At 69.0% G+C, this 1341-nt stretch carries 2 pseudogenes; one reads left to right on the forward strand and one right to left on the reverse strand.

Annotation, left to right across the window (positions count from 1 at the left end):
* Positions 1–960, forward strand: a pseudogene (locus tag D7Y13_RS41475) (caspase family protein); the annotation flags it as partial.
* Positions 961–1038: 78 nt separating this feature from the next.
* On the opposite strand, the pseudogene D7Y13_RS41480 reads toward D7Y13_RS41475, so the two are convergent.
* Positions 1039–1341 (reverse strand): annotated as a pseudogene (locus D7Y13_RS41480) (DUF6748 domain-containing protein); the annotation flags it as partial.

Below are 1341 nucleotides of genomic sequence, written 5' to 3' on the forward strand. Positions count from 1 at the left end.
GAGGTCCATGGCGCGCAGCTGTCGCTGGTCACCAACGTGGCGCAGCGGGGGCTGGTCGGCGTCCAGGCGGCGCTGGGGCTCAACCTCTCCAACGGGGACGTGGACGGCGTGGGGCAGTTGTCGCTGGGAGCGAACATCGCGCGGGGCGGGATGCAGGGCATGCAGGCGACGCTGGGCCTCAACGTCGCCACCCAGGACGTCTCCGGCATGCAGCTGGCGCTGGGCGTCAACCATGCGAACAACGCGCTCCACGGCGTCCAGTTCACGCTGGGCGTCAACTCCGTGGCGGGGGACATGAAGGGCCTGCAGGGCGCGATGGCGCTCAACCGGGCCCACGCCGTCACCGGCGTGCAGTTGGGGTTGATCAACGTGGGCGGCGACGTGACGGGCATGCAGCTGGGGTTGATCAACGTGGCCAGTGTGGTGCACGGCATGCAGCTGGGGTTGATCAACGTGTCCCAGGAGGTGAACGGCGTGCCGCTGGGCCTGCTCACCTTCGAGAAGAAGGGCCAGTTCCACCTGGAGGTGTTCGGCAGCGACCTGCAGCTCACCAACGTGGCGCTGAAGTTCGGGGGCAAGCACCTGTACACCACGCTCATCGCGGGCATCGGTCCGGACGACCGCTTCCAGCGCTTCAGCCTGGGACTGGGTCTGGGCGGGCACATCCCGCTGGGCTCGCGCTTCTGGGTGGACGTGGACGCGGCGGGCAGCAACGTGCTGTCCACGGACAACCCCTTCTCCGAGGACTCCAACAACCTGCTGGTGCAGGTGCGCGCCATGGTGGGCTTCCAGGTCATGTCCCGGTTCGCCGTGTTCGGCGGCCCCACCTACAACGCCTGGTTCACCTGGGGCGACCCGGGCTTCGCGAAGCTGTCCACGCTGCCGGTGCGCTCGCACGACATCTCCGGCACCCGGCGCGTGCAGAACTGGCCGGGCTTCCAGCTGGGCGTGCGCATCTGATCCACAGCCGGCTCCGGCACGCACGACCGGGACCGCGTGCGACGCGGTCCCGGCGGGGCCAGGGGCCTTCGCCCCACGTCAGTCGATGACGCGGGTGGCGCGCAGCGTGTCCAGCTTGATGTTGCGGACGGCGTTGGGGCCCTCGGTCAGCGAGCCCTCCAGCTTGAGGCCCGCGGGCGTGAAGGCCCGCTTCATCAGTTCGCCCTGCTTCGCGTCGTCGCCGCCGGTGACGGCGCTCAGGTCCACCTCGTGGATGGACTTGATCTTCTCGCCCGGCTTGTCCGCGAGGAACACGTCGTAGTGGTCGCAGGGCGGGGCGAAGCAGCGCTTGCCGTTGTCCTTGATGATGTAGGTGGCACTCATGGTGGCGTCTCCGGGGGT

This window comes from Corallococcus praedator (genome assembly GCF_003612125.1).
In the GTDB taxonomy this organism is placed as follows: Bacteria; Myxococcota; Myxococcia; order Myxococcales; family Myxococcaceae; genus Corallococcus; species Corallococcus praedator.